We start from the raw sequence: 23,736 nt of genomic DNA on the forward strand, positions 1-23,736 counted from the left end.
ATGGCGTCAGTGGGCGGGCGGCTTGCGCGGGGCCCGGGGTTTCTTCGCCGCCGGCTTCTCGCCCGGAGGCAGGACCACGGCGGCGGCCGGCTTGGCCTTGGGTTTGGCGGTGGCGGTCCGGGCCTTGGGCTTGGCGACCTTGGCCGGAGGCGGCGGCGCCAGGGCTTCGGCTTCGGCCAGCTTGCGCGCCATGTCCCAGTGCCGGGCCTCCTGGCCCTGGGGTTTGCCTTCCGATTCCCAGATCTGATAGGCGAATTCACGAATGCGTTTGTCGTCGGTACTCATCGCAATGCTCCTGGGCTGGCTTCAATGTTGAATCAAAAGGTTGAGCGCAAAGTCTTGCAACACGGCACTGATCAGCAATTGCTCATGGGGTGTGACTGCTGCGCTTGAAAAAAGTCCATTCAGTTTGCGGCGCGAGGCGGTGAACGGTAGTTGCACCCGGGTATCGCCCCATCGTTGTGCATCGACCTTGGGCACTGCGCTGTCTTCCAGCAGCGCGGCGGCCCGGATCGGCACGATCACCAGCAGCCGTTGCTCCTGGTATTCACGCATGAAGGCCAGGATCCGTCCGGCCTCCTGGCCGAGCACCGGCAAGGCCCGGTAGCGGCCACGCCGGAACAGCTCCGGGTACTGGCGGCGCAGGCCCAGGGTCCGGGCAATCAGGCCTTGCTTGATGCCCCCGTCGCGCCAACTGGCCAGCCACTGGCGGGGCTCGCCCAGGCGGTCGAGTGCTTGTTCCCGCGCCTCGTAGTCCACTGGCCGGCGGTTGTCCGGATCCACCAGGCTGAAGTCCCAGAATTCGTTGCCCTGATACAGGTCCGGCACCCCCGGCACCGTCATGCGCAGCAAAGTTTGCGCCAGGCTGTTGAGGGCGCCGGCGGGGGCGATGGCGTTCACCGCGTCGGCGATCGAGCGGCGCAAGGGCAGGCCCTCGGGCGCGCACAGCAGGCGCTCGATAAAGCCTTGCACGGCCTCTTCGTACTCCAGGTTCGGCGCGGCCCAGTTGCTGTGCAGCTTGGCTTCGCGCAGGGCCTTGAGTTGCCACTGGCCGATCCGCCGGGCGTAGTCGGCCAGGGCCGGTTGATCATCGGCCGACAGGTCCAGGGGCCAGCTGCCCAGGAGGGTCTGGTAGAGGATCAGTTCATCCGCCGCCGAGGGCGCGGCGCGGCCTTGGCGCAAGGGCTCGGCCAGCGGCCGCCAGGCCTGCACCTGGCGCACGTACCAGGCCGCGCGCTCGCTGAGCACCGCCAGGCGCGCGCGACTGTCCTCGCCGCGCTTGTGGTCGTGGGTGGCGCTGGTCAGCAGGTTGTCGGGGAACTGCTCCAGGCGCTGTTCGCAGGCGCTGTGGAAGGCCGCCGGCGCAGCGCTGAACTGCTCGGTATTGAAGCCCACGTCATTGCGCGCCAGGAGCACCGCCGAGCGATAGAAGGCGGTGTCCTCCACCGCCTTGGCCGCCGTCGGCGAGGTCAGTTGCTGGAAGCGCACGCCGGCGTGGCGCAGCAGTTTGCGTGGGCGGCCCGCCGGCTGCTGCCGCCAGCCCTGGCCGCCGAGCCAGCGCTCCAGGTAATCGAGCACCGGCCAGTCGGTTTCGCCCAGGCTGTCGCGGGCGCCCTGCATGGCCTGCTGGAACACCCGCTGGTCCTGGGGGCCACGGCCGCGGGCGCTGATGTAGGTGCGATACACCGGAAAGTGCACGATCAGCTCCTGCAGGGCCCGGCGAATGGCGCCCAGGGTCAGGTCGCGGCTCATCAGGTCCAGGCGCGCCACTTGCAGCAGGGCCTGGGCCACGCTTTCAAAGTCGCTGGCCAAAGAGCCATTGAGGACTTGCTGACGGGCCAACTGCGCTTCCTGGGCAAACTGCGCCGGCCGCTGGCTGTGCCGGCTCCACAGCTCGGCCAGCAGTGGCTGGCCGGTGGCGGCCTGCTGCAGCAGCGACAGCTGGTTCATGAATTCGTAGCCGGTGCTGCCGTCCACGCCCCAGTCGCGGGCCAGGCTTTCTCCGGCGCCGAGGATCTTTTCGACGTAGATCGGCAGGTGCTGGCCCGGGCGCAGGCGCTGGACTCGGCGCCGCAGCTTGCGGCAGTAGGCCCGGGGATCGGCCAGGCCGTCGATATGGTCGATGCGCAGGCCGTCCACCAGTTGTTCCTCGATCAGCTGGAAGATCTTGGCGTGGGTGGCTTCGAACACCGCCGGGCGCTCGACCCGCAGGCCGCCCAGCTCGTTGACGTCGAAGAAGCGCCGCCAGTTGATGTCGTCGGCGGCGGTGCGCCAGCTGGCCAGCCGGTAGCTCTGGCGCTCCAGCAACTGATGCAGGCGCTCCAGGCCTTCGGGCTGGCGCCCGTCGTAGTCTTGCAACCGCCGGGTGAGCGCTTGGCGCAGCGCCGGCTGTTGCAGCAGGCGCGCCAGGGCCTGTTGCAGGGGCCGGGCCCGGGCGTGGGCAGCGGCATCCGAGCGCAGGGCGTCGAAGGCGTCGGCCAGGGCCTTGAGCTCGGCCGCGGCCGCCGGTGCCCGGGTCGGGTCGATCCGCAGCAGCTCGCCGTAATCGGCGGGGCAGATGGGGAAGCGATGCGCGTGGTGCTGCACATGGAAGCCCGCCAGATCCTCGTCCAGCAGCAAGGGCAGGCTGCCTTGCTGCAGCGCCACGCCGTAGTCACTGGCCAGAAAGGGCAGCAACAGCTGGCCGTGCATCAGCGGGTCGGGGGAGTGCCACTGGATATCGAAGAATTCGCCATAGGGGCTCAGGCGCCCCCACTGCAACAGGTCCAGCCACCAGGGGTTGTCGCTGCCACCCACCGCCATGTGGTTGGAGACGATGTCGAGGATCAGGCCCATGCCATGGGCGCGCAAGGCGCTCACCAGGCGCCTGAGGGCCGCTTCGCCGCCCAGCTCCGGGTTGACCCGGGTCGGGTCCACCACGTCGTAGCCGTGCATCGATCCCGCCCGGGCGCACAGCAGCGGCGAGGCATAGAGGTGGCTGATGCCCAGGCGCGCGAAGTAGGGCACCAGGGGCACGGCGTGGTCGAGGCTGAACCCCCGGTGGAACTGCAGGCGCAGGCTGGCCCGCAGCGGCGGCAGGCAGGGGCTCATCGGTCACGCTCAAGGGCTTGCTGGCGGGCGCAGGCCAGCAGTTCCAGGCGCCGGGCGGCGTCGCTGTCTTCCAGCAGGCGGCGGCTCGCGCTGGCCAGGCGCCGGCGCCAGTTGGGGTGGCTGTCGAGGGTGCCGGGCAGGTTGGCCTGTTCGTCGATGCCCAGGGCGTCCTCCAGGGGCAGCAGCACCAGCGGCGCCCGGGTATGGCCGAGAAAGCGCACGGCAGCGTCGATCACCTGCTCGGTTTCCTGGCAGTCCCGGCGAAAGTTCTGCGGGTCCCGGGCCAGGGCCTGGCGCAGGCCGTCACGCTCGCGCTGGCGGTGTTCGGCCCATTGCCGGGCGCCGTGTTCGTCCACCAGGCCCAGGCGCAGGTTCCAGTCGATGTCGCGGCCCTGCCACCAGCCCGTGAGGGTCGGCAGGTCGTGGGTGCTGGTGGTGGCCAGGGCGTTGTCCGGCCAGTCGAGGATCGGCTTGAAGTGGCAGCCGTGCTCCTGTTCGAACAGCAGCACGCGCATGCCGAGCATGGCCCGGGCGGCCAGCTTGTCGCGCAGGCCGTCGGGCACCGTGCCCAGGTCTTCGCCGAGGACAATGGCCTGGTGGCGATGGGACTCCAGGGTCAGCAGGCGCAGCAGGTCGTCCACCGGGTAATTGAGGTAGGCGCCGTCGCTGGGTGGCGCGCCCAGGGGCATCACCCACAGGCGCTGCAGGCCCATCACATGGTCGATGCGCAGGCCGCCGGCGTGGGCGAAGTTGGCCCGCAGCATTTCGATGAAGGCGCGAAAGCCATGGCGCTGCAGACCCTCGGGGGAGAAGGCGCAGATGCCCCAGCCCTGGCCCTGGCGATTGAGCACGTCCGGTGGCGCGCCCACGGTCAGGGACGCCAGCAGCTGTTCCTGGCGGCTCCAGGCCTGACTGCCGCCACCGTCGGCGCCCACCGCCAGGTCGGCGATCAGGCCGATGCCCATGCCGCCGCTGCGGGCCGCGCTCTGGGCCCGCTCCAGGCTGCGGGCGATCAGCCACTGGCAGAAGGCGTGAAAACCGATTTCCTCGGCGTGCTCCTCGGCAAACCGGGCCAGGGCCGGGCTGGCCGGGTTGCGCCACTGTTCTGGCCAGTGGCGCCAGTCCAGGTCCTCGCCACGGGCCGCCCGCTGGGCCTGGATGGCTTCGAAGCGGCAGTGGTTTTCCAGGGCTTCGCCGGCGGTCCGGCGATAGCTGGCGAAGTCCTCGTGCAGCGGATGCTGGCCGTGACAGAAACCCTCGTACAGGGCGCGCAAGGCCTGCTGCTTGGCCTTGGCGGCCTGGGGCCAGTCGATCAGCGGCTGATGCTCCAGGGCCTGCAGCTGTTCGCCGAGGCCCGAGGATTGGATGGCGTTGCGCCAGGCCCGGTCGCCGAGAATGGCCGCCGGCGCCGCATACAGGCTGTTGAGAAACAGCCGGCTGGAGGGCGAATAGGGGCTGTAGCGCTGGGGATCGGCGGCGAACATGGCGTGCAGCGGGCTGATGGCCAGGGCGTCGGCGCCGCGCTCGGCGGCCTGGCGGGCCAGGTCTTCCAGGGCCTGGGTGTCGCCAAAGCCGCCATCCCCGGGACGCCGCAGGGCATACAGCTGTACCGCCAGGCCCCAGGCGCGGGGCGTGGCCTGGTCCACGGCGTCGGCCACGCTGTAGCAGCGTTCGGGGGCCACGGCGAGGACGAAGTGTTCGTCGCCCACCTGTATCCCGTGGTAGCCCAGGGGTAGCACCCCGGGCAGCACGCCGGCCTCATCCAGGGCCAGGGACAGCTGGCTGCCGTCTTCCAGATGGATGGCGCAGAGCGTCTGCGCCGCAAAGTAGCGGGACAGGTCCAGCCCCTGGCCGACGTCGGCGGTGAGCAGCGGCGGCAGGTGCCGACTCTGTTGCAGTGCCTGCAATTGCCGCAGGCTGTGCTGGATTTCCTGGTCGTTGTCGGCAGGGTGGCCCAGGCCCGCCAGCACTGCCCGCAGGACCCGGGGTTCGACCCTTTGCGCCCGGCCGTTGGCATCGACCCAATCCACGGCCAGGCCGGCGCGGCTGGCCAGCAGTTCCAGTTGCGCATCGCTCATCGGCGTTCTCCATCAGGGGCTGTCGGGGCGTGTATGTCGTCCAGCTGCACCACCACGCTGTAGGCCGGCAGCCAGCCCTGGCGCCAGTGGTCGAGGCTGCGGGGTGGGTGTTCGAACCAGAGTTGCCCCGCAGGCTCGGGGGCCAGCTCGACCCGGTGCGGGCTCAGATTGAGGTCGATGCGCAGGCGGCTGCCATCGCCCAGGCGCCAGCGCGCGCTGAGGGCGCCCTCGGCCAGTACCCGGGTGTCCAGGGCCCGGGCTGCGGGCAGGCGCGGGATCAACTGGCGATGGCGGATCTGCAGCAGGCTGCGGTACAGCGCCCGGGTCGCGGCGCCCTGGTCGGAGTCGGGCTGCGGGCGCGAGGCCTGGAAGGTCGACAGGGCATTGGGATCGGGGATGCGCTGGCGCTGGTGGGCATCGGCAAAGGCGCCGAAGGCGGCGAACTCGTTGCGCCGGCCCTCGCGCACCGCCTCGGCCAGCGGCCCCTGGTGACTGGTGAAGAACAGGAAGGGTTCCTGGGCGGCGACCTCGTCGCCCATGAACAGCAGCGGAATCATCGGTGACAGCAGCAACAGCGCCGTCGCGGCGTGCAGGGCCTGGGGCGCCGCCAGCTGGTTGAGGCGCTCGCCAAAGGCCCGGTTGCCGATCTGGTCGTGGTTCTGCAGAAACAGCACGAAGGCGCTGGGGGGCAGGTGGCCGCTGGGTTCGCCGCGGGCCTTGCCGTGGCGGTCGGCATGCCCCTGGAAGGCAAAACCCTGGCTCAGGCAGCGCGCCAGCTGCGCGGTCGGATCGTCCGCGAAGTCGGCGTAATAGGCTTCGGTTTCGCCGGTCAGCAGCACGTGCAGGGCGTTGTGGCCGTCATCGTTCCACTGGGCGTCGAAGCCCTGTTGCAGCAGGCTGGCCTGATTGCGTTCGTTCTCCAGGTTGAGCCACACATGGCGCCCGGGGGGCACGGCCTGGCGCACCCGCCGGGCCAGTTCGAGGAGAAAGTCCGGGTCGTCGATGGCGTGCACCGCATCCAGGCGCAAGCCGTCGAAGCGGTAGTCCAGGAGCCACATCAGGGCGTTGTCGATAAAGAAGTCGCGGACCGGGCGGCGGCGAAAGTCGATGGCCGCGCCCCAGGGGGTGTGCAGGTCCTGGCGAAAGAAGCCCTTGGCGTAGTGCGGCAGGTAGTTGCCGTCGGGGCCGAAGTGGTTGTAGACCACGTCGAGAATGACCGCCAGGCCCAGGCCGTGGGCGCAGTCGATCAGCGCCTTGAGCGCTTCGGGCGGACCGTAGGAGGCTTCCGGCGCGTAGGGCAGCACCCCGTCGTAACCCCAGTTGCGCGCGCCGGGGAACTCCGCCAGGGGCATCAGCTCGATGGCGGTCACCCCCAGTTCCACCAGGCCCGGCAAGGCCTGTTGCACCGCCTGGTAGCCGCCCATGACGCCCACATGCAGCTCGTAGATCACCGCTTCGTGCCAGGGCCGGCCGGCCCAGGTGGGGTGCTGCCATTGATAGGCATCGGCGGCGACCACCAGGCTCGGGCCGTTGAGGTCGCCGTCCTGGGCCCGGGACGCCGGGTCCGGCACCAGCAGTTGCTGGTCGATCTTGAAGCGGTAGCGGCTGCCCGGGGGGCAGGGCGCCTCAAGCTCGAACCAGCCATCGGCCTGGGGCTGCATGGGCAGCGACTGGCCCTCGTCGAGTTCCAGGCTGACGCTGCGCGCATCCGGGGCCCAGAGGGCGAAGCGGGTGCGCGCCGCGTCCAGAACACGCGCGCCGTGGCGCGCCGAGTGATGGCGTGACATCGGCCCCGGCCCCTTACGGCCTCACGGCCTGCCCCAGGGATTTGGCCACCAGTTGCTCATAGAGCTCGGCGTAGGGCTCCACCGCCTTGCACCAGTTGAACGGTGCCGCCATGGCCCGGCAGCGCATGGCGTTGAGCAGTGCCGGGTAGGCGAACACCTTGAACGCCCGGGCCAGGGCCTGCTGGTAGCTGGGGACCGTGGATTCGTCGAACAGGAACCCGGTGACGCCATTGTCGATGGTGTCCGCCAGTCCGCCGGTGTTGCGCGCCACCGGCAGCGAGCCGAAGCGCTGGGCGTACATCTGGCTCAGGCCACAGGGCTCGTAGCGTGACGGCATGAGCAGGAAGTCGCTGCCGGCGAACATGCGTCGGGCGTCGGTTTCGTTGAAGCCGATATGCACCCCGATGCGCCCGGGGAAGCGCTGGGCCAGGGCGCGCATGGATTGTTCCTCTTCCGGTTCGCCGCGACCGATGATGGCGATCTGGCCACCGGCTTGCACGATGAACTCGGCCACCGCCTCGGTGAGGTCCAGGCCCTTCTGGTAGACCAGCCGCGAAACCACGGCGAACAGCGGGCCGCTGCTGGGGTCGAGGCCGAACATCTGCCGCACATAGGCGGCATTGGCCGCCTTGCCTTCCCAGTCGCCGATGCTGAAGGGGCGAAACAGATGGCTGTCGGTGGCGGCGTCCCAGCTCTCGTCGATGCCGTTGGGAATGCCGCTGAGCAGGCCCTGCTGGGTCTTGCTGGCGAGGAAGCCGTCCAGCCCGCAACCGAAGGCCGGGGTGGTGATTTCCTGGGCATAGGTGGCGCTGACCGTGGTGATGTGGCTGGCGTAGGCCATGCCGGCCTTGAGGAACGACAGCTTGCCGTAGAACTCCATGCCTTCCTGTTGCAGGGCGTGTTCGGGAATGCCCAGCTCCGGGCAAGAGGCCAGGCTGACCACGCCCTGGTAGGCCAGGTTGTGGATGGTGAACAGGGTCGGCGTGCGTTGTCCGCGCCAGTGCATGTAGGCCGGGGCCAGACCGGCGGGCCAGTCGTGGGCGTGCACCAGATCGGGGCACCAGTGGATCTGCGCCAGGTTGGCGGCGATATCGGCGGCGGCCAGTCCCAGGCGGGCGAAGCGAATGTGGTTGTCGGGCCAGTCGCGGCCATTGTTGGCGCCGTAGGGCGTGCCTTCGCGCTCATAGAGTTCCGGGCAGATCAGCACGTAGATCACCAGGCCGTCGGGCATGTCCATGCGCCCGATCTTGCACGCCGGCAGCGCCGCGTGGCCGCCCAGCTCGCCGATGATGTGGATCGGGTTCTCGCTGTGCAGCACCTGGGGGTAGCCGGGGATCAGCACCCGTACATCGTGCAGGTGGGCCATGGCCCGGGGCAGGGCGGCGGAGACATCGCCCAGGCCGCCGGTCTTGACCAGGTCGGCGATTTCCGAGGTGACGAACAGCACCCGCTTGCGGTTGGGATTGTGCCGGGCCAGCGGCAGCACCGTCTTGCTCCCCGAAGTCGGCTGGGCGGCGCGTTCGCCGGCCTGCGGTTGAGGATGCTCTCCCTGAGTATTCAATACGGCGCTGATCATAGGTCTCTCCGGTTTTTATTGAAGTGCTGGCGGCCAATTCCTGTGGCCGGACGCAAACGCGCCACACATCGATCAGCCTGAGCTGCTCGAGCGCTGAAGCAGAAAGGGTGGAGGAGCCGTTGCAAGGAATGCACCAGTGGCAGCGACCCTACCTTTAACCTGACCCTGGGCCGAAGCGAAAAGTTTCGACTTTTTCAGTGTCAAAGTGACCGAACGGTCACGGGGCGAATTTCAGTCTAGGACAGAACCTAGAGCGTCGCCGTGGCCCCCCGGGTTTTCCTCGGGGGGGCTGGCGCGAGCATGGGCGTCTGCCGACGAAAGGTCGTGGCTGCACCGTCGGCGAGCGTGGCCGCTGCGCTAGCGGTGCGAAAACGCCGGGGCCCTGCCAGCGGCTGGTGCAGGGCCTGGGGCGCCTTGCCCGAAAATGGGCAGGGGAGGCGGGTCAGTTGAGCAGGCGGATGGGCCGGCCGGCGTGCCAGGCCTGCAGGTCCTCGATCATCTGGCTGAAGAACACTCGGTAGTTCTGTCGACTGACATAACCGATATGGGGCGTGGCCAGGACATTGGGCAGACGCCGGAACGGATGCTCGGCGGGCAAGGGCTCTTCGGCGAACACATCGAGGGCAGCGCCGGCCAGCCGGCCCTGTTCCAGGGCGGCGATCAACGCCGCTTCGTCGACGATCGGCCCCCGGGCGGTGTTGACCAGCAGCGCGTCGGGCTTCATCCAGGCCAGGGCCTGGGCGTCCACCAGGTGGCGGCTGCGTTCACTGAGCACCAGGTGCACCGAGAGCACATCGGCCTGTTCGAACAGGGCCTGCTTGCCGACGAGGGTCACCCCCGCGGCGGCCGCGCGTTCGGCGCTGAGGTTCTGGCTCCAGGCGATCACCCGCATGCCGAACACCTGACCGAACTGCGCCACCCGCTGGCCGATGTTGCCCAGGCCGAGCAGGCCCAGGGTCTTGCCGTGCAGGTCGCCGCCCAGGCCCTGTTGCCAGTGACCGGCGCGCAGGGCATTGGCTTCGTTGAGCAGGTTGCGGGTCAGGGCCATGAGCAGGGCCCAGGTCAGTTCCGGGGCGGCCTGCCGGTAGCTGTCACTGCCGCAGACCTGGATCCCCAGGGCCTTGGCGGCCTCCAGGTCGATGGCGGCGTTGCGCATGCCGCCGGTCAGCAGCAACTTGAGTCGGGGCAGGCGTTGCAGCAGAGCGGCGTCGAACAGCGTGCGCTCGCGCATCACGCAGATCACCTGGAACGGCAGCAGGCGCTGCACCAGAAGCTCGCGGTCGCCGGGATAGTCATGCAGGAAGCTGACCTGGCCGATGCCCTGCAGCACCGACCAGTCCACCACCTCGCAGGCCACGTCTTGCCAATCGTCGATTACCGCAATCTGCAGCGTCATGTTCGGGCTCCTGATTCGGGGAGGGATCGAGCGGCCCGGCGGGGCCTGCTGAGGTTGCCGATCATGGCGCAGATTTGTGGCCATGCGCACGCGGATATTCATCGGCGCCGGCCTGTCGGCAAGCCGGTTCCGGGAGGCGGATGGCCAGGCCGCTAGGGGCTGGCCGTCAAGTGCCCGGGCTGGCCAGCCAGCCCAGGGTCAGCCACAGCAATACGGCGTAGCGGGCGCCCTTGGCCAGGCTCACCAGCAGCAGGAAACGCTTGAGTGGCTCGCCCATGACGCCGGCCACCAGGGTCAGCGGGTCGCCGATCAGTGGCATCCAGCTCAGCAGCAGCGACCAGTGGCCGTAGCGCTGATAGTGCCGGCGGGCCCGCTCCAGGTGCCGTGGGCCGACGGGGAACCAGCGGCGATCCTTGTAATGTTGCAGACGGCGCCCCAGCCACCAGTTGACCAGGGAGCCCAGCACATTGCCCAGGGTCGCCACCAGCCATAGCCCGAGCACGCTCAGTTGGCTGTTATGCAGCAGGCCCACCAGCAGCGCTTCCGATTGCAGGGGCAGCAGGGTGGCGGCGGCGAAGGCCGCGAGGAACAGGCCGAGGTAGGCGCCGAGAATCAACGGGCCGGGTAGTGTGCAACCACCACATCCTTACCGTCACGGGTCAGGCCGATGACCTGGAAGGCGTCGGCGCCCATACCGTCCATCTCCATGCCGGGCGAGCCCATGGGCATGCCGGGGGCGGCGATGCCCAGCAGGTCGTCGCGCTTGCGCAGGGCCAGCACCTGTTCGGCCGGTACGTGGCCCTCGACGAACTTGCCGTCGATCACCGCGGTGTGGCAGGAGCGCAGGCGCGGTGCCACGCCCAGGCGCTGCTTGACCGGGCTCATGTCGGCCTCGACATGATCGCGGACGTTGAAGCCGTTGGCCTGCAAATGCTCGATCCACTTCTTGCAGCAGCCGCAGTTGGCGTCCCGGTGGACATCGATGTCGAGGCTGCCGGCGGCCTGGGCCAGGGACGTGAGGAACAGGGCGGACAGGGCCGCCAGACGCAGAGTGTGTTTCATGAAATATCTCGTGTGGATTCGCCGGCCATTGCCAGGTGCCGCGCATTTTTGCGGTTTTTCGCGGTTTCTGGCGCGCCTGTATGTATCAAAGTGATACAAAACCGCTGCCCGGGTTCCACCGGTCCGGGGCTTGATGCCCCGCTGGCTTGTGGGCGGGCCCGGCATGCCGATAGAGTCCCGTGGGTTTGGCACAGCCTAAGCGGCGCTGGCTGTCAGCAACCTGAGGCCTGGATGACAGATCTGTCAGGTGGCGGGCGCCAGGGCGGACAATCTTGTACAGGGCCGAACGCATGGCCCGCAGCACACCAGCGAGGCTCCATGAAACCCTACCTGACATTGTTGCTCCTGCTGTTATTGGCCACTCCGGCGCTGGCCGGATACAGCGCCCAGGAGCAGGAGAACCGGCGCAACGTGCTGGCGTTCTATCAACTGGCGCTGAACGACAAGGACTTCGCCGCTGCCCGACCCTACCTGGGCGCGCACTACATTCAGCACAATCCGGCCGTGGCGGACGGCATCGAGGGATTCAGGACCTTCATCGAGTTTCTCAAGCAGCACTACCCGCAATCGCGCAGCGAGATCAAGCGCCTGTTCGTCGATGGCGACTATGTGATCGTGCAGGTGCGCAACACCGGCCGCGAGCCGGGGGTGGTCAAGTCGATCATCGATATCTATCGCCTGGAGCAGGGCAAGATCGTCGAGCATTGGGACGCCAGCCAGGTGTTGCCGGACAAGGCCGCCAATGCCAACGGCGCCTTCTGATCAGCCGGCCGCGGCTTCCAGGCGTTGCTTGAGATTGCCCAGGGCCTGGGCCGACAGCTGCTCCATGCGCGGGCGCAGGCCACTCAGATGCAGGTCGCTGGAGAACGCCAGGGTGCGCTGCAGCAGCGTACCGTCCCCCTGTTTGCTCAACTGGTAGTGAATCGAGCCATCCAGCGCGGCGGAGCTGAACACGGCCTTGAATTCCTTGGGAAACTGCGCGACCAGCACCCGGTAGCTCATGGGGATCTGTACCCCCAGCAGGTCCATGGTTTCACTGAAGCGATGGCCGGCCGGCAGCGAGCCGCCGAGCCCGGTGTCGGCGCGCAGGCTGCAAGGGTGCCACTCCGGCCAGCGGTCCGGCTGGGTCACGTAGTAGTAGACGGTGTCGATACCGGCCCGGATGTACAGCTCGTGGCGGATCTGTTCCTGCAATAGCTGTGTTTGGCGCTGGCCCATGACGCACCCCACTTCCTTGTGACCTGAGCCACCAATATAGTCCCGCCGCCCGGGGCTGCCAGCGACGGCGGGTGACCGTTCAGCGGACTTTGAAGCGGCCCATCAGGTGGCTGACCTGGGCGTTGGCTTGCAGCAGGCTCTGGGTGTTGCTTTCGCCAGCCCGGGCGCTCTCTACCAGTTCCTCGACCATGTGTCGGATGCTCACCATGCTGCGGTTGATCTCCTCGGTCACCGCGCTCTGCTGTTCGGCGGCGGTGGCGATCTGGGTGCTGAGGCTGTTGATCTGGCTCACCGAGTCGGCCATCTGATCGAGGCCGCTGTTGACCCGCGCCGTGGCGTCCGCCGCCGACTGGCAACTGGCCTGGGTGTTTTCCATGGCGCTGACCGAAGAGCTGACGCCCTGGCTCAGGCGGCCGAGCATTTCGTTGATCTGCGAGGTGCTGTCCTGGGTCCGCGCCGCCAGTGCCCGGACTTCGTCGGCGACCACCGCGAAGCCGCGCCCTTGTTCTCCGGCCCGGGCCGCTTCGATGGCGGCGTTGAGGGCCAGCAGGTTGGTCTGCCCGGCGATGTCGCCGATCACCCCGAGGATTTCGGTGATGCGCTGGGCGTCGGCCTGCATGGCTTCGACCTTGTGGGTGGCATCGGCCACTTCGTCGATCAGGGCGATCACGCTGCCGGAGGCCTGGCCCACCACCACTCGCGAGTGCTCGGCATGCTCGTTGGCGCGGCGAGTGAAGTCCGCGGTCTGCGCGGCGTTGGCTGCGACGCTGTCGGCGGTGCTGCTCATCTGCGTGATGGCGGTCACGGTCTGATCGGTTTCCGAGGCGTGACGCAGGAGAATCTGCTGGCTGTGGGCCGAGCTTTGTTGCAACTGCGCCAGGCTGCCGGCCATGGCGTCGGTGGCCTGGGTCACGTCGCCGATCATCTGCTGCAGGTACTGGATGAAGCGGTTGACCGAATGGCCGATGGCGCCGAGCTCGTCCTCGGCGCGGATCACGATGCGTCGGGTCAGGTCGGCGTCACCGGTGGCCAGGGCATCGATGTTGCCCTTGAGGATCTTCATCCGCTGCACCAGTTGGCGGATCGCATAGACCTGCAACAGCACCAGCAGGATCACCATGGGGATCTGCAACAGGCTCAGGGTGCTCAGGACATCGTCGCGCTGGGCGGTGATCAGCTGGGTGGGCAGGGTGCTGGCGAGGAACCAGGGGGTGCCTTCGATGGCGCGCATGAAGAAGGTGCTGGGCACCCCGGCGTTATCGAATTCGATGCGCTGGGCGCCCTTGTCGCGCTGCCCCAGCGCGGCCTGGACCTGGGCGGCGAAGGGCGAGGCGGCGGCCAGCTCGCGAATGTTCTTGAGGACGATCGGGCCACTGATGCGTGAGCTGTTACTGATGATCTTGCCGTCGGCCTCGACGATCAGCATCTGCGCGTTGAGTTCCTGTTCCTGGCGGGCCACCAGGTCGTTGAAGAAACCCAGGGTCACGTCGATGGTGGCCACGCCCCAGGGCTGGCCGTCGCGGCGGATGGCCATGGCGCAGTTGGTCCGCGGCTCGGCGCTGGCGTCGTCCTTGTAGGCCGCGGCCCAGGCGCACTGGCCGGGAGCGGTCTGCATGCCGCCCTTGTACCAGGACTGGTCGTAGTAGTTGGGGGCCGGGTCGCTGTTCCAGAAGGTATTGACCACCAGCTTGCCGGAGGCGTCGCGGTGCCAGAAGGTGCTGTGCTTGTTGCGGCCCGGAGTGCGCTGGCCCGGCAGGGGCCAGATGCCGCCACCGAAGACTTTCTGCTCGCCGTACTGGTCCACCAGCCCCGGCAGGACCTTGTCGATGCTGTCGCTGTCGAGCAGGGGAATGGTCTGGGTAATGCTGCGCTGCTGGGCCTGGACCTTGTTCAGTTCGCCCTGGATGCGTTCCGCCACTTCGGCGATGCGGTTCAGGGCCACCTGTTCTTCGGTATGGCGCAGCTTGGGCGCGACCAACTGACTGATGCCCACGACGGTGAGTACCAGCATCAAGACAATGAACAGGACCAGAAACAGCGTGTAGCGGGCTTGAATGGTGCGCAAAGCGGGCATGGGACCTGTCCTTACCGAGCGTTTTTATTATTCGGGGGGGTGAGCCGTGTCAGGGCATCCACAGGATGTCGGCGCGGGTTTTCAGCTCTTTAGTACGATCGTGCAAAAAAGTTGCCGGAGGCGAAAAAACCTTCTCGGCACGGGTACGCAAAGGCACCGGGCTGGGGGGGGGGCGCAAAGGCGCTATAAAACCAGGAAAAGATGACGGTTCGAGCAGGGGTAACTCTCCACCCGCCCTTTAAATCAAGCCTTTGGGCGAAATGTGTCGAGTTTGTACAAAAATTGTAAATTGTCGAAATAAAGCGTTGTTGCCGGGCTCCCCCGGCGTTGATACTGGCGCCCATTCAGATGATTCAACACGGCTTCCACTCAGTTTCAGGACCCTCATCAGAGCTTTCAGGCTCTGGCGGTCGATAGGCGAAACAGGGGGATCGGCAAGCCGGACTACAGGAGTGTCAGCATGGCAATCGGATACGTTGGAGGCTGGACCAGCAAGGCGGGTCTGTTGGTGCAGGACGGCGGTGGCAGTTCCTCCAAACCGGTTTCGCAGAGCGCCAAGGTGCGGCAGATGTTGAGCCTGGTGGGCAGCAACCCCACGGTGCTGGACATCCGCAAGATGGACCAGTTGAAACTGCACAAGCAGATCAAGGGCTTTGATCCGACCAACGTGACCACCAAGTCCCTGGGCGGCATGAGCACCTTTTTGAAGAACAACGGCCTGATTTCCGATGTCACCGCGCTGAATCTGCTCAACGCCGGCGACAAGTTCGACCGCTTCGGCATTCCGAAGAATCCGGACGAGCCCTTCAATGCGCTGGAATACTTCGCCATGAAGCTCGATGACATCCAGAGCAACAACATCAAGGGCAACAAGTACGCCAACTACCTGGTGCCCGAGTACAAGAAGGCCATCTACGTGCTGCAGAGCCTGCAGAACTACGGCAAGGGCAACGGCACCACGGTGACCGACAAGAACGTTTCCGCCAAAGCCTGATGAGCGGATGCTTGCGCGCTCGCCCGGCGAGCGCGCAAACCGCATGCTTCAGCGCGTCAGCAGCGCCATGACCTCTTCGGGATAACGATTGCCCGCCGTGTTGCCCGGGCTGAAGATCTGCTCCAGCGACGCCAGCTCCTGCGCAGTCAAGCGCACCTCCAGCGCCCCCAGGTTTTCCTCCAGATAGCGCCGTTGCTTGGTTCCGGGAATCGGAATCAGGTAGTCGCCCTGTGCCAGCACCCAGGCCAGGGCCAGTTGCCCGGCACTGACCTGTTTGTCCGCCGCCAGTTGCTGCACCTGTTGCACCAGTTGCAGGTTGCGCTGGAAGTTCTGCCCCTGAAAACGCGGGCTCTGGCGCCGGTAGTCGTCAGCGGCGAAATCGTCCGGGCTTTGCAGGGCGCCGGTGAGAAACCCCCGGCCCAGGGGGCTGTAGGGCACGAAGGCAATCCCCAGGCGTTGGCAGGCTGCAAGACAGCCGTTGTCTTCCTGATCCCGGCTCCACAACGAATATTCGCTTTGCAGGGCGCTGATGGGGTGCACCTTGTGCGCCCGTTCCAGGGTCGCTGCCGAAGCTTCGCTCAGACCCAGGTAGCGCACCTTGCCGGCCTGGACCAGCTCGGCCATGGCGCTGACGGTTTCCTCGATGGCCACTTGCGGATCGACCCGGTGCAGGTAATACAGGTCCAGGGTGTCCACGCCGAGGCGGCGCAGGCTGCCGTCGATGGAGGCGCGCACGTATTCCGGGCGGCCGTTGACGCCTCGGGCCGTGGCGTCGCCCGGATCGCGGACGATGCCGAACTTGCTGGCCAGGAACACTTGCTGGCGCTTGCCGCGAATCGCCTGGCCGATCAGTTCTTCGTTGCTGTGGGGGCCATACATGTCGGCGGTGTCCAACAGGTTGATCCCTAGTTCCAGGGCGCGGTGCAGGGTGGCGATGGCTTCCCGGGGATCGCTGTCGGGGGTGTAGAAGTCGCTCATGCCCATGCAGCCCAGGCCGATGGCGGAAACTTGCGGACCGTTGTGACCCAATTGTCGAGTGTGCATCGCTGATTATTCCGGTGAGTGGGGAAGAGCGTGCAGTTTGCTACTCGACAAAAAACCGATAAACAGGCTAAAAACGCTATCACTATTGGTATTTTCTAAATAATCGCGAGCCGGTATTCCATGGATCGTTTCAACGCCATGCGCGTCTTCACCCGAATTGTCGAGCTCGGTGGCTTTGCCCGGGCCGCCGACGACCTGCAGATGCCCCGGGCCTCGGTGACCATCCTGATCAAGCAACTGGAAGCCCACCTGGGGGTGCAACTGCTGCACCGCACCACCCGCCAGGTCAGTCCGACCCTGGATGGCGCCGCCTATTACCGGCGCTGCCTGCAGCTGCTGGCGGACCTGGAGGAAACCGAGGCGGCGTTTTCCCTGACCCGGCACCATCCCCGGGGGCTGTTGCGCATCGACATGCCGGTGGGCATTGGTCGCCTGATGGTGATTCCGGCCTTGCCGGAGTTCTCTGCCCGCTACCCGTTGATCGAGCTGGAGATCGGCCTCAATGACCGTCCGGTGGACCTGATCCGCGAAGGCGTCGATTGCGCCTTGCGTGGCGGCCCGACGCTGGACGACAGCCTGGTGGCGCGGCCGCTGGTGCAATTGCAGCAGGTGACGTGCGCCAGTCCCGGCTACCTGCGCCAGCGGGGGATTCCACGGTCTCTGGCGGATCTGCCGGGGCATCAGATGGTGGAGTATTTCTCCAGTGTCAGCGGCAAGCGCTACGGCCTGGAGTTCTTCGTCGATGGCCAGTTGCGCCAGCTGCAGTTGCCCAAGCAGGTGGCGGTCAACAGCGCCGACGGTTACCTGGCGGCCTGCGAGGCCGGTTATGGGCTGGTGCAGACCCCGTACTACAACGTTGCCCGGCAGTTGCAGGCCGGCCTCCTGCAGGAGGTGCTGCAGGACTGCCCGGCGCCGACGCTGCCCTTGACCGCGCTGTATCCGCCCCAGCGCCATCTGTCGACCCGGGTGCGGGTGCTGGTCGACTGGTTGGTGGAGCTGTTCGCCCGCCCCGGCAATCTGACCTCGCGCCCCTGAAAGCGCCGGGCCCTGACAGCAGAACGCCCGCGACGGGGCGGGCGTTGCTGGTGGGTGATGGGTTGCGGCCGATGGCTTGGCCGCACGCCTCAGCGGTGGTAGTAGCCGGGACCGCCGTCGTAGTAACGGTGATGGCCGCCATCGCGGGGCATGATGATGCAACCAGACAGGGCCAGGATGGCCAGCAGGGGAATCAGCAGTGTGATTCGACGGAACATTGATCAATCCTCAAGGGGCACGGAAAACGCAACAGGCCGGCAAGGAAGCCAAATCTCCTTGGCGCCTGTACCATGTGACCCCGATTTCCCCGGCCCATCCCCAAAACCTGGTAGGTGCTTGGCATCGACCTTGATACACAGCGGATACATTTACAGCTTCAGGACCCCGCAATGACTCAGTCACAACGCTTGAAATACTCGATTCTGATTTCCCTGGTGGTACTGGGGATCATGCTTGGCCTTTCCTACCTGCAGAACCACGGCGTCATCAGCGAAAAACTGTTTCAGTACATCGCCATTGGCGTGGCGGTGGTCGTGGTGGTGATCAATGGCGTGATGCGGCGCAAGGTCAAGCCCTGAGCCGCCGGCGGCCTCAGGAGAGGCCGTCGAGCACCGCTGCGGCCCGCTGGTGCAGGCTGTAGCTCTTGTCCGCATTGAGGGTCAGCACGCCCTCGCTGCACAGGCGTTTCAACACTTCCCGAACACTGAGAAACGACAGCGGTATGTCCAGTTCCAGCAAGTGGCTGTGGATGCCGCGCACGCCCAGGGAGCGCTCGCTCTGGGCGGCGGTGAGCAGGGCGTCGATGACTTTCAGGCGAATCAGGCTGGTGCGCAGGCCAAAGCTCTTGAGCAGTTGCTTGATGCGTTCGTTGCTGTTGCGTTCGGCGCTGCGGCCGAAGACGCCGGCGCCGGCATTCAGCGAGGGCGGGTTGTTCACGGTGGTGCCATCCATTGGCAGTTGCGGGTTGTACATGCAAGAACTCCTTATCAGAGCCTGATCAGGAAAAGAATGATGGGTGCTCTAGTACTAGACGAGCGAGCGCGCCCAATCATGAGGCCCTGGATGTAGAAAAATTGTCAGTATCGAGTCGCTGACATGTCATGGCCGCCGCGGCCGCCGCTGTGGCAGTAAATTTTTTTTGCGGTCTTCGTCTTTATGGGCAGGCATGCGCCGGTTGAACCGCGCGCGGCTGGATTCCCAGACTGGCGGCATTGCCCAACCCCGCCTGCGCACCAGTCCTGGTTGTATTTTTTTGTATCAGGAGTCGGTGTGATCATTTCCAGGCAGTTCCCGCATGTTGCCCTTGCCGCCGTGTTGCTGAGCCTCGCTGGTGGCGTTCAGGCCCAGCCCCATCCACAGCCCCAGCCCGGCCCGGTCCAGGCCGAGATCCGCCGCACCAGCTTTGGTGTGCCACATATCCGTGCCGCCGACGAGCGCGGACTGGGCTATGGCATCGGTTACGCCTATGCCCAGGACAATCTGTGCCTGATGGCCAATGAAGTGCTGACGGTCAACGCCGAGCGCTCGCGGTATTTCGGTCCCGAGGGCCAGACCCTGGAGCAGCGCGACAACCTGGCCAGCGATGTGTTTTTCAGCTGGCTGAATACCCCCGAGGCGGTGGCGGCTTTCTGGCAGGCGCAGACTCCGGCGCTGCGCGAGCGCATGCAGGGCTATGTCGAAGGCTTCAACCGCCAGTTGCTCGAGCGCCGCGCTCAGGGCTTGCCGGAGCAGTGTCAGGGCGATTGGGTGCGGCCGCTGACCAGCGCCGATCTGGTGAAGCTGACCCGGCGCCTGCTGGTCGAGGGCGGCGCCGGCCAGTTCGCCGAAGCCCTGGCCGCGGCCACGCCCCCGGGAGCCCCTGCCCAGGCGGCGCTGAGTGGCAAGCAGTGGCAACTGGCGGCGGCCCGGCAACAGGGGTTTGCCCTGGATCGGGGCAGCAACGCCGTGGCGATTGGCGGCGAGCGTTCGTTCAACGGTCGCGGCCTGCTGCTGGCCAATCCGCATTTTCCCTGGATCGGCGGCATGCGCTTCTATCAGATGCACCTGACCATTCCCGGCCAACTGGATGTGATGGGCGCCGCCTTGCCCGGTCTGCCCCTGATCAATATCGGCTTCAACCAGCACCTGGCCTGGACCCACACCGTGGATACCTCCAAGCACTTCACCCTGTACCGCCTGCAACTGGACCCCAAGGAGCCGACCCGCTACCTGCTGGACGGTCGCTCGCTGCCATTGCAGCGTCAGGTGGTGACGGTGCAGGGCAAGGGCGCGGACGGCCGCTTGCAACCCCAGTCGCGGACCCTCTACAGCTCGGTGTTTGGCCCCATCGTGCAATGGCCGGGGGAGTTGGACTGGGACCACCAGTACGCCTACAGCTTGCGCGACGCCAACCTCGACAACAGCCGGGTGCTGGCCCAGTGGTACGCGATGAACCAGGCCGGTAGCGTCAGCGATCTGCAAGACAGCGTGCACCGGTTGCAGGGCATTCCCTGGGTCAACACCCTGGCGGTGGATGACCAGGGCCGTGCGCTGTACATGAACCAGTCGGTGGTGCCCAACGTGACCCAGGCCAAGCTGGCGCAGTGCAGTGACCCGCGGGCCGGGACCCGGGTGATCGTTCTGGATGGCTCGCGCAGCGCCTGTGCCTGGGACATCGATCCGGCCGCGGCGCAGCCGGGGATCTTCGCCGCCAGCCAGTTGCCGCAGCTGGCGCGCAACGACTACCTGCAGCATTCCAATGACTCGGCCTGGATGGTCAACCCGGCGGCGCCGCTGCGGGGTTTCTCGCCGGTGATCAGCCAGCAGGACGTGCCGCTGAAGCTGCGCGCGCGTTTTGCCCTGGATCGCTTGAGCCGGATGCCCAAGGCCCAGGTCAGCGATCTGCAGCACATGGTCACGGACGATCAGGTGTACCTGGCCGGGCAGGTGATGCCGGACCTGCTGCAATTCTGCGCGCAGGACCTGGGGCCCGACGCCCAGCGACTGGCCGCGCTGTGCGCCAGCCTCAAGTCCTGGGACCGCAGCGCCGGATTGCAGGCGGGCCTGGGGCTCGTGCACTTCCAGGGCATCATGCAGCCGCTGTTGCAGAGTCCCGATATCTGGCGCGTAGCCTTCGATCCCAAGGACCCGCAGCACACGCCCCGTGGACTGGCCATCAGTCGTCCGCCGGTGACCCAGGCCCTGCGCGAGGCAATGCTGGCCTCGGCGCAGCAGGTGGAGCAGGCCGGGCTGGGCGCCGATGTGCGTTGGGGCGATATCCAGCAGGTGAGCCAGGGCGGACGGCCGACCCCGGTGCCCGGCGGTCCGGAAAGCCTGGGGGTGTACAACGCCATCCAGAGCGTGCCGGGGGCGGACGGCAAGCGCGAGGTGGTCAGCGGCACCAGCTACCTGAATGTGGTCAGCTTCGACGAGCAGGGCCCGCGGGCCCTGGGGGTGCTGGCGTTCTCCCTGTCCAGCGATCCGGCCTCGGCGCATTTTCGCGACCAGACCGAGGCGTTCGCCCGTCATCAGTGGCAGGTGCTGCCCTTTACCGAGGCGCAGATCCGCGCCGATGGCCAGTATCAGTCGCAACTGATCGAGGAGCCGCGACAGGATTCCCAGCCGTTGGCCAAGTAGTGGGTGTCAGAGGTTGAAGTGAATCGAGGCCGCCCCCGCAACGGGGCGGCCTTCAGCTTTTTGGCGGGGACTGGGGCAACGAGTTGATCACCGGATTGCCTTGGTGATTGCGCGTCAGGTAGACCGGCAGCACCTTGGGCAGCGAGGCCAGCAGGCTCTTGACCTCCCGAGTGTTGTAGATGCCGCCGACACGGATGCTGCCGGTCTGGCTGTCGGCCAGTTGCACCGGGGTATCCAGATAGCGATTGATCAGTGGCAGGGCCTCGCTGAGGGACAGGTTGTCCAGCACCAGCTTGCCGCTGCGCCAGGCCAGGGAACTGTCGTTGCTGTAGGTCTGGCTGATCTGCGGCGCGTAGTCGCCTTCCTGATAGCGGGCCTGCATGCCGGGCTCCAGGCGGAAGCCCTCGCCAGGCTGGGCGGTGTTGCTGTTGACCAGCACCGAGCCCTGCAGCAGGGTGACCCGCACCTGGTCTTCATACATCCACACATTGAACTGGGTGCCGGTGACCTTGATCTGGCCGCGGGCGGCCTTGACCACGAAAGGGTGGGCGCTGTCGTGGCTGACCTTGAAGAACGCCTCGCCCTTGTTCAGGGTGACCCGGCGCTGGTCCTTGTAGTTGCTGTAGGTCAGGGCGCTGCCCAGGTTCAGCTCGACCTGGCTGCCATCGGCCAGGGTCACGCTGCGCAGGCTGTCGCCGGCTTCGAAGCGTTCGTAGGACGAGGGCAGCCAGCCCAGTTCCCAGCCGCTGTAGGCGGCCAGGGGCAGGGCGCACAGGGCAATGGCCGCGGCCACGCCGTAACGCTGCCAACTGCGCCGTGGCGCAGGCTGGGGCGCCGGGGTCGACAGGGCGGAGGGCGGCAGTTGATCGGCCACTTCCCAGATTTCCCGCATGGCCTGGTATTCGAAGGCGTGCAGTGGGTCGGCATCATGCCATTGCTGAAAGGCCAGGCGTTCGGCATCGCTGCAGTCTGCTTCGTGCAGGCGCATGCACCATTGCGCCGCAGCCTGGGTAATGGCGTCGTACTCGGCTTCTGAGAGGATCTGTTGGCTCATTGACTCTTCCTGATTTCGCGCATTCTACCCTTCGCGACAAGCCTTGGAGAACAACCATGATGGCGATTGCCCAGTAACCTCGGGTTATTTTCATCCGCGACGGCCCTCGGCGGCGCTGCGGACAGGGCTGCGGATACCGCCGCAAGGGGGGATCCTGGCACTTTCCCTGCAAGCTGCAGGCGGTGGTTGACAGGGTTGCGGCTCGGCGTTGTTTAATCGCGGGTCACGCGCTGTTGCCCCCTCCAATAATTACTCTGGAGCTTCAGATGTCTGCCTCGTCCCCGGTTGTTGATACCCCCTCTGAATACCTGTCTTTTCCGGCGCTGGTGCAGTTGCTGGAGACGATTTTCCTGGGCCACGGCTGTCGCGCCGACGTCGCCCGTTGCCTGGCCGAGAACTGCGCCGGCGCCGAGCGCGACGGCGCCCACAGTCACGGCGTGTTCCGTATTCCCGGCTACGTCTCGACCCTGGCCAGTGGCTGGGTCAATGGCCAGGCGCAACCGGTGGTGGAAGACGTGGCCGCCGCCTTTGTCCGGGTCGATGCCGGCAACGGGTTTGCCCAGCCGGCCCTGGCGGCGGCCCGCGAGCTGCTGGTGCACAAGGCCCGCGAGGCCGGGATTGCCGTCCTGGCGATCCGCAACTCGCACCATTTCGCCGCACTCTGGCCGGATGTCGAACCCTTTGCCGAACAAGGGCTGGTGGCCTTGAGCGTGGTCAACAGCATGACCTGCGTGGTGCCCCACGGGGCCGACCGGCCATTGTTCGGCACCAACCCGATCGCCTTCGCCGCGCCCCAGGCCCAGGGCCAGCCGATTGTCTTCGACCTGGCCACCAGCGCCATTGCCCATGGCGATGTGCAGATTGCCGCGCGCGAGGGCAAGCGCCTGCCCCTGGGCATTGGCGTCGACAGGCTGGGGCAGCCGACCCAGGACCCCAAGGCGATCCTCGAAGGCGGGGCGCTGCTGCCCTTTGGTGGGCACAAGGGCTCGGCGCTGTCGATGATGGTGGAACTGCTCGCTGCGGCGCTGACGGGCGGCCATTTCTCTTTCGAGTTCGACTGGTCCAATCATCCCGGGGCCAAGACGCCCTGGACCGGGCAGTTGCTGATCGTCATCGATCCGAGCAAGGCCGCCGGGCAGAGCTTCGCCGAGCGCAGCCAGGAACTGGTGCGGCAGATGCACGCGGTGGGGCTCAAGCGTCTGCCCGGGGAGCGCCGGCATCAGCAGCGCGAGCGTTCGCTGCAACAAGGGATTGCCATCGACGCTGCGCAACTGCAGCGCTTGCGGGATCTGGCGCGGGGCTGAAGGACACAGAAATGCAGGCCGGGCCGGCGAGGGGCCCGGCCTGCAGGGCGGTCAGGAACGACGGCCGAGCAACAGACCGACCACCAGCCCGACACCGGCGGAGATGGCCACGGTCTGCCACGGATGGCCACCGATGTACTGCTCGGTGGCATCCACCACCGGCTTGCTGCGTTCGCGCACATGGCTCACCGAATCCAGCGCCTGCTTGAGCTTGAGGCTCACCTGCCGGCGCAGGCTTTCACCTTCTTCGCCCACCAGGGTGGCGCTGCCCTTGAGTAGTTTTTCCGACTCTTCGATCAGCGCCTGCAACTCGCTGAAGGCCTGATCCTTGATTTGATCGTTTTCCGCTTGCGCGGCTGATTTACGAGGCATGAAGTTTTTCCTTGGACAATGTGAACGGTGGTGCATG

21 protein-coding genes and 1 pseudogene are annotated in these 23,736 nt (G+C 66.6%); 6 read left to right on the top strand and 16 right to left on the bottom strand.

Going from position 1 to position 23,736, the window contains the following annotated elements; genetic code table 11:
* Positions 1-6 precede the first annotated feature (6 nt).
* The 8 genes from GGI48_RS29530 to GGI48_RS29565 all read right to left on the bottom strand — a co-directional run bounded on the left by GGI48_RS29530 (position 7) and on the right by GGI48_RS29565 (position 10,989).
* Positions 7-285 carry a DUF2934 domain-containing protein gene (locus GGI48_RS29530; protein WP_179601496.1) on the bottom strand — a complete coding sequence of 93 codons (279 nt, stop codon included), beginning with the start codon at positions 283-285 and terminating at the stop codon, positions 7-9.
* Positions 286-306: 21 nt separating this feature from the next.
* A complete protein-coding gene (locus tag GGI48_RS29535; protein WP_179601498.1) occupies positions 307-3,090 on the bottom strand; it encodes a malto-oligosyltrehalose synthase in 2,784 nt (927 codons plus the stop codon).
* Complete coding sequence (gene malQ, locus GGI48_RS29540) at positions 3,087-5,168, bottom strand: 4-alpha-glucanotransferase (protein ID WP_179601500.1); 2,082 nt, start codon at positions 5,166-5,168, stop codon at positions 3,087-3,089. The genes GGI48_RS29535 and malQ overlap by 4 nt, the downstream gene beginning before the upstream one ends.
* Positions 5,165-6,955, bottom strand: a complete 1,791-nt coding sequence (gene treZ / locus GGI48_RS29545; protein ID WP_179601502.1) for a malto-oligosyltrehalose trehalohydrolase — start codon at positions 6,953-6,955, stop codon at positions 5,165-5,167. Before treZ ends, malQ begins: the two co-directional genes overlap by 4 nt.
* A 13-nt stretch (positions 6,956-6,968) precedes the next feature.
* On the bottom strand, positions 6,969-8,531 hold the full coding sequence (glgA, locus tag GGI48_RS29550; protein WP_016966720.1) for a glycogen synthase GlgA: 1,563 nt from the start codon (positions 8,529-8,531) through the stop codon (positions 6,969-6,971).
* Positions 8,532-8,973: 442 nt separating this feature from the next.
* The gene (locus GGI48_RS29555) at positions 8,974-9,927 is read right to left on the bottom strand and encodes a D-2-hydroxyacid dehydrogenase family protein (protein ID WP_179601504.1); all 954 of its coding nucleotides are present in this window, start codon (positions 9,925-9,927) and stop codon (positions 8,974-8,976) included.
* A gap of 166 nt (positions 9,928-10,093) precedes the next feature.
* The gene (locus GGI48_RS29560) at positions 10,094-10,543 is read right to left on the bottom strand and encodes a YqaA family protein (RefSeq protein WP_179601506.1); all 450 of its coding nucleotides are present in this window, start codon (positions 10,541-10,543) and stop codon (positions 10,094-10,096) included.
* A complete protein-coding gene (locus GGI48_RS29565; protein ID WP_016966717.1) occupies positions 10,540-10,989 on the bottom strand; it encodes a DUF411 domain-containing protein in 450 nt (149 codons plus the stop codon). The genes GGI48_RS29560 and GGI48_RS29565 overlap by 4 nt, the downstream gene beginning before the upstream one ends.
* Before the next feature lie 318 nt (positions 10,990-11,307).
* Here GGI48_RS29565 and GGI48_RS29570 point away from each other — a divergent pair, with 318 nt between their 5' ends.
* Positions 11,308-11,751, top strand: coding sequence for a nuclear transport factor 2 family protein (locus GGI48_RS29570; RefSeq protein ID WP_016966716.1), 444 nt, complete (start codon positions 11,308-11,310; stop codon positions 11,749-11,751).
* On the opposite strand, the gene GGI48_RS29575 is transcribed toward GGI48_RS29570, so the two are convergent.
* The 3 genes and pseudogenes from GGI48_RS29575 to GGI48_RS31710 form a co-directional block, all read right to left on the bottom strand.
* A complete protein-coding gene (locus GGI48_RS29575; RefSeq protein ID WP_179601508.1) occupies positions 11,752-12,207 on the bottom strand; it encodes an SRPBCC family protein in 456 nt (151 codons plus the stop codon).
* 79 nt (positions 12,208-12,286) lie between these two features.
* Entirely contained in the window at positions 12,287-13,132 is an 846-nt protein-coding gene (locus GGI48_RS31705; RefSeq protein ID WP_409285529.1) for a methyl-accepting chemotaxis protein, read from the bottom strand.
* A 60-nt stretch (positions 13,133-13,192) separates the two neighbouring features.
* Positions 13,193-14,281, bottom strand: a pseudogene (locus GGI48_RS31710) (cache domain-containing protein); the annotation flags it as partial.
* A 460-nt stretch (positions 14,282-14,741) separates the two neighbouring features.
* On the opposite strand from GGI48_RS31710, the gene GGI48_RS29585 reads away from it, so the two are divergent.
* Entirely contained in the window at positions 14,742-15,275 is a 534-nt protein-coding gene (locus tag GGI48_RS29585; protein ID WP_016963803.1) for a hypothetical protein, read from the top strand.
* 48 nt (positions 15,276-15,323) lie between these two features.
* Here GGI48_RS29585 and GGI48_RS29590 read toward each other — a convergent pair whose 3' ends face one another.
* A complete protein-coding gene (locus GGI48_RS29590) occupies positions 15,324-16,319 on the bottom strand; it encodes an aldo/keto reductase (protein WP_179601510.1) in 996 nt (331 codons plus the stop codon).
* 120 nt (positions 16,320-16,439) lie between these two features.
* Here GGI48_RS29590 and GGI48_RS29595 point away from each other — a divergent pair, with 120 nt between their 5' ends.
* Entirely contained in the window at positions 16,440-17,354 is a 915-nt protein-coding gene (locus GGI48_RS29595; protein WP_103740458.1) for a LysR family transcriptional regulator, read from the top strand.
* Positions 17,355-17,443: 89 nt separating this feature from the next.
* Here the strand turns inward: GGI48_RS29595 and GGI48_RS31255 are convergent, their stop codons facing one another.
* A complete protein-coding gene (locus tag GGI48_RS31255; RefSeq protein WP_016966338.1) occupies positions 17,444-17,572 on the bottom strand; it encodes a hypothetical protein in 129 nt (42 codons plus the stop codon).
* 171 nt (positions 17,573-17,743) lie between these two features.
* Between GGI48_RS31255 and GGI48_RS29600 the strand changes: the two genes are divergently transcribed.
* Positions 17,744-17,932: a hypothetical protein gene (locus GGI48_RS29600; RefSeq protein WP_042941707.1), complete on the top strand. Its 189-nt coding sequence runs from the start codon at positions 17,744-17,746 to the stop codon at positions 17,930-17,932.
* A gap of 13 nt (positions 17,933-17,945) precedes the next feature.
* On the opposite strand, the gene GGI48_RS29605 is transcribed toward GGI48_RS29600, so the two are convergent.
* A complete protein-coding gene (locus GGI48_RS29605; RefSeq protein WP_016966336.1) occupies positions 17,946-18,326 on the bottom strand; it encodes a fe2+ zn2+ uptake regulation protein in 381 nt (126 codons plus the stop codon).
* 297 nt (positions 18,327-18,623) lie between these two features.
* Between GGI48_RS29605 and GGI48_RS29610 the strand changes: the two genes are divergently transcribed.
* Positions 18,624-20,969, top strand: a complete 2,346-nt coding sequence (locus GGI48_RS29610; protein ID WP_179601512.1) for an acylase — start codon at positions 18,624-18,626, stop codon at positions 20,967-20,969.
* A 52-nt stretch (positions 20,970-21,021) separates the two neighbouring features.
* Here GGI48_RS29610 and GGI48_RS29615 read toward each other — a convergent pair whose 3' ends face one another.
* The gene (locus tag GGI48_RS29615) at positions 21,022-22,023 is read right to left on the bottom strand and encodes a FecR family protein (protein WP_016966334.1); all 1,002 of its coding nucleotides are present in this window, start codon (positions 22,021-22,023) and stop codon (positions 21,022-21,024) included.
* 266 nt (positions 22,024-22,289) lie between these two features.
* Here GGI48_RS29615 and GGI48_RS29620 point away from each other — a divergent pair, with 266 nt between their 5' ends.
* Positions 22,290-23,327 carry an Ldh family oxidoreductase gene (locus GGI48_RS29620; RefSeq protein WP_179601514.1) on the top strand — a complete coding sequence of 346 codons (1,038 nt, stop codon included), beginning with the start codon at positions 22,290-22,292 and terminating at the stop codon, positions 23,325-23,327.
* Between the two features lie 51 nt (positions 23,328-23,378).
* On the opposite strand, the gene GGI48_RS29625 is transcribed toward GGI48_RS29620, so the two are convergent.
* Positions 23,379-23,699, bottom strand: coding sequence for a YqjD family protein (locus tag GGI48_RS29625; RefSeq protein ID WP_016962600.1), 321 nt, complete (start codon positions 23,697-23,699; stop codon positions 23,379-23,381).
* Positions 23,700-23,736: the final 37 nt, after the last annotated feature.

Origin of the sequence: Pseudomonas protegens (genome assembly GCF_013407925.2) — a bacterium.
GTDB classification, from domain to species: domain Bacteria; phylum Pseudomonadota; class Gammaproteobacteria; order Pseudomonadales; family Pseudomonadaceae; genus Aquipseudomonas; species Aquipseudomonas fluorescens_AP.